Consider the following 6,899-nt stretch of genomic DNA (forward strand, 5'->3'; position numbering starts at 1 on the left):
TTTCAGCTTCGCCGATTCCCCGTGCGCCGATGCTTCTCGCCTCGTTCGCCGCCACCGGGCATGCGCTGCGCCACCGCGCCCTTCCGCACCCGCTCGGCGGCGCGGAATTTGGCGGACGCCGCCCTCGGGTTCTGCGCCACCTCGTCCTCGGCGGGCTCCTGCGCTCCGCGCGTCAGCAGTCTGAGCAGCGGCTCGGTTCCGGGCGGGGCGATCGGCAGCCCCGGCGGCGCGGTGGACGAGGCTCCGGCCGCCAGCACCCGCTTCACCGGCCGGTCCTCCAACGAGTGGTAGGCGAGCACGGCGATACGGCCGCCGACCGCCAGCGCGTCGACCGCCGCCGGGATGGCCCGCTCCAGGACGGTGAGCTCGGCGTTGACCTCGATGCGCAACGCCTGGAACGTACGTTTGGCCGGGTGCCCGCCGGTACGCCGCGTCGCCGCCGGGATCGACTCGCGCACCAGTTCCGCCAGCGGCCCGGTCGTGGTGAACGGCTCCTTGGCCCGGGCCGCGACGATCGCGGCGGCGACCCGCCCGGCGAAACGCTCCTCGCCGTACTCGCGCAGGATGCGCGCCAGGTCCTGCGCCGAATACGTGTTGACGACCTCCTGTGCGGTCAGCGGCGCCGTCTGATCCATCCGCATGTCCAGCGGCGCGTCGTACGCATACGCGAAGCCACGCTCACGCACGTCGAGTTGCAGCGACGAGACTCCGAGGTCGAACAGGATCCCGTGGATCTCCGGGACGCCGAGCCGGCCGAGCACCTCGGGCAGTTCGTCGTAGACGGCGTGCACGAGGTCGGTCCGGTCGGCGAAACGGGCGAGCCGCCCGCCCGCGCGCGCAAGCGCCTGCGGATCACGATCCAGCCCGATCAAGCGAATTCGCGGCAATCGGGCGAGCAACGCCTCGCTGTGGCCGCCGAGTCCGAGCGTGGCGTCCACGAAGACCGCGCCGGGCACGGCCGCCGGGGCGAGCGCGTCGACGCAGCGTTCGAGCATGACCGGGACGTGCCCCGCCTCGCGTTCTCCGACCGCCGCCACGCCCGCCAGTATCCCATCCCAGGCGACACGCCCTGCCCGTCCCGACTCAGCGCGTCTCGCTCAACGTTGGTCTCGCTCAACGCGCTGCGGCCGCAGGTCCCCGCCCGCTCGGATGTACTCACGGACGCTCTGAAACCGGGGAAGGGGCTTCAGAACGCGGGTGAGCGGGTGGAGGCCTGCGGCCGCGCGCTCGCTACTGCGATTCAGGGCCTACTGCGGGTCAGGGCAGATCGGTCACCCCCCGGAACAGGTCGTCCTGGTCCAGGTCGGCGAAGGCCGGCTCCCTGTCGGAGAGATAGCGGTCCCACGCCTCCGCGTCCCAGAGTTCGAAGTGCGTGTCCGCACCGACCACCGCGACCTGCGCGGTGAGCCCGGCGTATTCACGCAGCGCGGGCGGCAGGGTGATCCGGCCCTGCTTGTCGAAGGACTGTTCGCTGGCGCCCGCGTAGAGCACCCGCAGGTAGTCGCGAACCGCGCGCGGCGAAGCCAGCGGTCCCACGGACGGGGCACGGCGGATCCGGTCGGCCGCCTCGGCGAAGGCCGACGCCGGCCACACCGCCAGGCACCGCTCCTGCCCCTTCGTGATCACCAGCCGCTCCGTTTCGTCGATGCGGGCCGCCTCCTCGCGGAACCGGGCCGGCAGGATCAGCCGGCCCTTGTCGTCCAGGCGCGGGACGAAGGTGCCGAGGAACATTCGGCGCCTCCCACCAAGCCGGGACGGACCGACCACGCGTAGGGCGCGCCGGTCAGCAGACGGTTCCGTGCCGGACCCGGCGGTACACGACCAAGCTCTCCACGCGCCTTGACGTCTGGGCGCCTAGGTCAGCGCACCGCGATTCAAGCCGCCGTGTTCAAGCCGTCACGTCGTTCCAGCCACCGCGTCCCACGCAGCCTCCACTTCCCTCCACTCTACTCCACAAACCGCCCCTTACGCCGTCCGAGTGCTCCACTTCACCTCCCCGAGCGCTCCCGAAGACAAGGCGGCCCATCACGGATTCGATCAATATTCGGTTCAGCTTCAAGCGCACGCTGAAAGGCGGTTCCAAGCTCTTGCACACAGACGGTCTTCATCGGGCAAGATGACCCCAACGGCCACCGGAGGAGACGCGGCCGTGAACGAGGGGAGGGCCCGGTGCCCGGCAGCGCACAGACGCACGAAAGCGACATTCCGCGGCACGTCGCGCCCGGACGGGACCGGGTCGACCGGATCTCCGAGATCACCCACCGGATCCAGGAGCGGATCGAGTCGGTGATCGAGGGCAAGGGCGACGTGGTCCGCCTGGCGCTGACCGTGTTGCTGGCCGAGGGGCACCTGCTGATCGAGGACGTGCCCGGCGTCGGCAAGACGATGCTGGCCAAGGCGCTGGCGAAATCGATCGACTGCACGATGCGGCGCATCCAGTTCACCCCCGACCTGCTGCCCTCGGACGTCACCGGGGTGACCGTCTTCGACCCGCAGCGCCGGGAGTTCGAGTTCAAGCCCGGGGCGGTCTTCGCGCACATCGTGCTCGGCGACGAGATCAACCGGGCCTCGCCGAAGACCCAGTCCGCGCTCCTTGAGTGCATGGGCGAGCGGCAGGTGACCGTCGACAGCGTCAGCTACACGCTGGAGACGCCGTTCATGGTCATCGCGACACAGAACCCGGTGGAGATGGAGGGCACCTACCCGCTGCCCGAGGCGCAGCGGGACCGGTTCATGGCCCGCATCGCGATGGGTTACCCGGCGCCAGCCGCGGAGCTGCGGATGCTCGACGGGCACAGCGCCGCCAACCCCCTCGACGAACTGGTACCGGTCGCCGACACACAAGACTTGGTGAAGCTCATCGAGGCGGTGCGCACCGTGCACGTCTCGGAAGAAGTCAAGCGGTACGTCATCGACCTGGTGACAGCGACGCGCGCGGCACCTGACGTCCGGCTCGGCGCCTCGCCGCGAGCCGCGCTGCACCTCGTGCGGGCCGCGCGGGCGAAGGCAGCGCTCGAAGACCGGGAGTTCGTACTGCCCGACGACGTGAAGACACTGGCGGTGCCAGTCCTCGCGCACCGGCTGATACCCACCGCCGAGGCGCGGGTCGCCCGGCGCAGCCCCGAGCAGATCGTCTCCGACCTGCTCGACCAGATCCCGATCGACGGCCAGTCGCCCCGGCGCACGCGATGAGTGCCCGCAGCCCGCTCCGCAGAGGTGACCCGCGATGAACGGCCGCCCGCAGTCGGTGCTGCGCTCCACGCTCCGGACCTTCTCGGCCGGGTTGACGACTCGCGGGCGCGCTTTCCTGTCCGCGGGCCTGGTTTCCGCCGCCTGCGCGATCGTGCTCGGTTACGGGCCGCTGTTGCGAGTGGCGATCCTGCTGGTCGCGCTGCCGCTAGCGGCCGCCGGGATCACCTCCGCATCCCGGTACCGTATCGCCTGCCGCCGCAGCCTGGAGCCCGCACGGGTACCAGTGGGCTCCCCGGCGCGAGTGCATCTGCGATTGGAGAACGCCGCACGGCTGCCGAGCACGCCGCTGTTGGTCGAGGACCAGGTGCCTTACACGCTCGGCTCACGCCCTCGTTTCATCCTGCGCCGCATCGAGCCCGGCGGCAGCCGCCGGGTCGCCTACCGCGTCCGCTCGGACAGCCGTGGGCGCTACCAACTCGGTCCGCTCACCCTGCGCAGCGCCGACCCGCTCGGCCTGTTCGAGCTGACCCGCTCGTTCACCGCGCAGCACACGCTGACCGTCGCGCCCAAGGTGGAGCAGCTGCCCGCGATCACGCTCGGCACGGTGTGGGCCGGGCACGGCGACGGTCACGCGGCACACGCCGCGGCAGCTGGCGAGGACGACGTCGGCGTGCGCGAGTATCGCTACGGCGACGAACTGCGGCGCATCCACTGGCGGGCCACCGCTCACCACGGCGAGATCATGGTGCGCCGCGAGGAGCAGACCTGGCACAGCCGCTGCACGATCCTGCTGGACAACCGCTCAGGGGCGCACCGCGGCACCGGGCCCACCGCCTCGCTTGAGTGGGCAGTCTCCGCCGCCGCGAGCAGTGCGATCCACTTGCTGCACAGCGGCTACACCGTCCACCTGACCACGGGCAACGGGGGCGGTTCTGTACTGACCGACACCGAGGATGCCGTGCTCGACACGTTGGCCGTGCTGAAGCCAGTACACGCGGTGACGCTCAGCCTCAGCATGGCAGCCGCGGACGACACCGCGGACAGCCTGATCATCGCCTTCCTGGGCACCCTTTCCGGCACCGACGCGGCTGATCTGGCCCGCGCCAAGCCGGCCACCGCGAGCGCGGTCGCCTTCCTACAGGACACCCAGACGTGGGCCGGCGGCACGCCGGTCCCGGTGCCGCCGGGTTTCGAGGACGACCAGAGCCGCGCCGGCGCGGTCCTCGAATCCGGTGGCTGGCAGGTCGTCATGGTGCGCGCCGGCGACCGCTTCCCGGACCTGTGGCGGGTCGCTTCACGGCACACGGCCGCGCGGGTCGGCGCCGAAGAGACGTCGGTCGTGCAGGCCACCACGGCAGGGGCGGTCGCCGGAGAGGTCGCGCGATGACTGAAGCGACACGGGCTCCGCTGCGGCTGACCGTCGCCGCCGGGCTGGCGACCGCCGCAGCCATGTTCGGCCTGGAGCGGTTGGTGCAGACCGGCTCCTGGGTCTCCGTCTGCCTGCTGGTGATCGTCGTCATCGGCGCAGCCGGGCACCTTGCCCGCACCTACCGGCTGCCGCGGCCGGTGGTGATCATCGCGCAGCTGTTCGCCGCGCTGCTCGCGGTGACCCTGCTGCGCGCATCGGACAGTGCGATCGCGCTGTTCATCCCCGGGCCAGGCGCGCTGCACGAGCTCGGCAGCCAGATCGCCGCCGGACAGGCCGACATCGCGCACGAGTCGCCGCCTGCCGCAGTAACCCCTGGGATCACCACGATCCTCGCGATCGGCTGCGCCGCCTTCGCGACCCTGATCGACGCGCTGTCGGTCACCTATCGGCGCGCCGTGCTGGCCGGCCTGCCGCTGCTCGCGGTCTACCTGGTCCCGGCGACCCGCCGCCCCGGGGGCATGAGCTGGCTGGCTTTCTGCATCTCGGCGGTCGGATACCTCTCGCTGGTCAGCGCCGAGGGGCACGACCGGCTCAGCCGCTGGGGCCGCGCCCTCGGCGGCCCGGCACGCCTGCCCGGCGAGCTGTCCGGCCCGGCCGGCAACCCGACCGCCTCGCTGTCCCGGCGGATCACCAGCACGGCGATCGCCGCCGCGCTGATCCTGCCCTGGTTCATCCCGACGCTGCCCGGAATCATCAAGACCAACGGTGGCAACGGGGCCGGCGGCAGCGGCACCATCAGCATCAAGCAGAGCATCGACCTGCGGGCATCGCTGACGTCCTCGACCGCGACGCCGCTGCTCAGCTACACAAGCACCGCGCCGAACGTGCGCTCGCAGTACCTTCAGATGTCGGTGCTCGACAAGTTCGACGGCAACAGCTGGACGTCCAGCTCCACCCCGGCCAGCCCGTTCGACGCGAACGCGCACGCCGTAATCCCGGGCCTGACCGCCTCGGACATCACGCAGAACTCGGTCACCACGAAGATCTTGGTCGTCGGGGACCTGGCCTTCAACGCGGTCCCGGTGCCATACGCCCCATCCAGCATCACCGGGGACATCATCCAGCCGCTCTATGACCCGAGCACGCTTGAGGTCATGCCCGGCGATTCCACCTCGCGCTCGCGCAACGGCGAGCGTTACACGGTGACCAGCACGGATATCGAACCCACCGCCAGCCAGCTCGACTCGGCGCCGACGACGTATGACCGCTCACTGGCGCGTTACCTGACGCTGCCCGCGAACTTCCCGGCCGACGTGAAGGCGAAGGCGCAGGAAATCACTGCGGGCGACTCGACCCTGTTCGAGAAGGCGCTGGCCCTACAGGAGTACTTCCTCGCCAACTTCACCTACAGCCTGTCGGTCGCGGCCGGCGACGGCAACTCCGCGATCGAGGCGTTCCTGAAGGACCGCAAGGGCTTCTGCCAGCAGTTCGCGGGCACGATGGCCGCGATGGCCCGCTCGCTGGGCATTCCGGCGGTCGTCACGGTGGGGTTCACCCCGGGCACGGCGCAGATCGGCGGGACGTACATCGTCACCACGCACGACGCGCACTCCTGGCCGATGCTGTACTTCACCGGTCTCGGCTGGATCAGGTTCGAGCCGACCGTGAGCATCCAGAGCTCGGGCCGCGGCAGCTCGCCGGGCTGGACCCTGCTCAGTCCGGCGCAGTTGCACCAGTCCGGCGGGGCCAGCGGCGCGGTGCCGAGCTCGACCGACAACCCGAGCGCGTCGGCCAGCCAGTGCGCCGCACAAGTCCGGCGCATCTCCGGCGGCTGCGAGGGCAGCGACAGCACCGGCCCGCTGAACGCCGCGAGGCCGTTCGCGTCCTGGGGTCCGTTCGGCGTGTTCCCGCGCTGGTTCGAGCACTGGTTCCTAACCGGAAGCCCGGCCCAGATCGGCGGCAAGCTGGCGGTGCTGGTGCTGCTCGCGCTGGCCGCGGTGCCCGCGCTTGGCCGCTTCGGCCGCCGCCGCAAGCGCCGGATCCTGGTCAGACAGGCCGAGCGCTACCTGGCTCGGGTGGCACGCGGCGAGGTCCCGGAGGCGGCACAGCCCCGGCGGTGGCGCACGGACGGCGCGCCGACGTCCCCGATGGCGACGATCGCGCTCGCGGCGTGGGCCGAACTGCGCGAATGCGCGGACGACCTCGGCTACGCCTGGGTGGACAGCGACACGCCGCGCCAGGCCGCCTCACGGCTGACCACGGCCGCGCGCATGGACGCGGAGGCGACCGAGGCGATCGGCCGGGTGACGACGCTGACCGAGCAGGCCCGGTACTCCGC

5 protein-coding genes are annotated in these 6,899 nt (G+C 71.3%); 3 read left to right on the forward strand and 2 right to left on the reverse strand.

What is annotated here, in order from left to right; all coding sequences use genetic code 11:
- Positions 1–2 precede the first annotated feature (2 nt).
- Together rsmH and mraZ are read right to left on the reverse strand one after the other, a co-directional pair.
- Positions 3–1,037: a 16S rRNA (cytosine(1402)-N(4))-methyltransferase RsmH gene (gene rsmH, locus VGS97_RS07720; protein ID WP_326852568.1), complete on the reverse strand. Its 1,035-nt coding sequence runs from the start codon at positions 1,035–1,037 to the stop codon at positions 3–5.
- A 220-nt stretch (positions 1,038–1,257) separates the two neighbouring features.
- Complete coding sequence (gene mraZ / locus VGS97_RS07725; RefSeq protein ID WP_326852569.1) at positions 1,258–1,731, reverse strand: division/cell wall cluster transcriptional repressor MraZ; 474 nt, start codon at positions 1,729–1,731, stop codon at positions 1,258–1,260.
- Positions 1,732–2,244: 513 nt separating this feature from the next.
- On the opposite strand from mraZ, the gene VGS97_RS07730 reads away from it, so the two are divergent.
- From VGS97_RS07730 to VGS97_RS07740, 3 genes are all read left to right on the forward strand, one after another.
- Positions 2,245–3,192 carry a MoxR family ATPase gene (locus VGS97_RS07730; protein WP_349262032.1) on the forward strand — a complete coding sequence of 316 codons (948 nt, stop codon included), beginning with the start codon at positions 2,245–2,247 and terminating at the stop codon, positions 3,190–3,192.
- Between the two features lie 34 nt (positions 3,193–3,226).
- Positions 3,227–4,579 carry a DUF58 domain-containing protein gene (locus VGS97_RS07735; protein ID WP_326852571.1) on the forward strand — a complete coding sequence of 451 codons (1,353 nt, stop codon included), beginning with the start codon at positions 3,227–3,229 and terminating at the stop codon, positions 4,577–4,579.
- On the forward strand, positions 4,576–6,899 hold a 2,324-nt coding region (locus tag VGS97_RS07740; RefSeq protein ID WP_326852572.1), incomplete at its 3' end, for a DUF3488 and transglutaminase-like domain-containing protein. The genes VGS97_RS07735 and VGS97_RS07740, both read left to right, overlap by 4 nt.

The organism is Actinocrinis sp. (assembly GCF_035946395.1).
In the GTDB taxonomy this organism is placed as follows: domain Bacteria; phylum Actinomycetota; class Actinomycetes; order Streptomycetales; family Catenulisporaceae; genus Actinocrinis.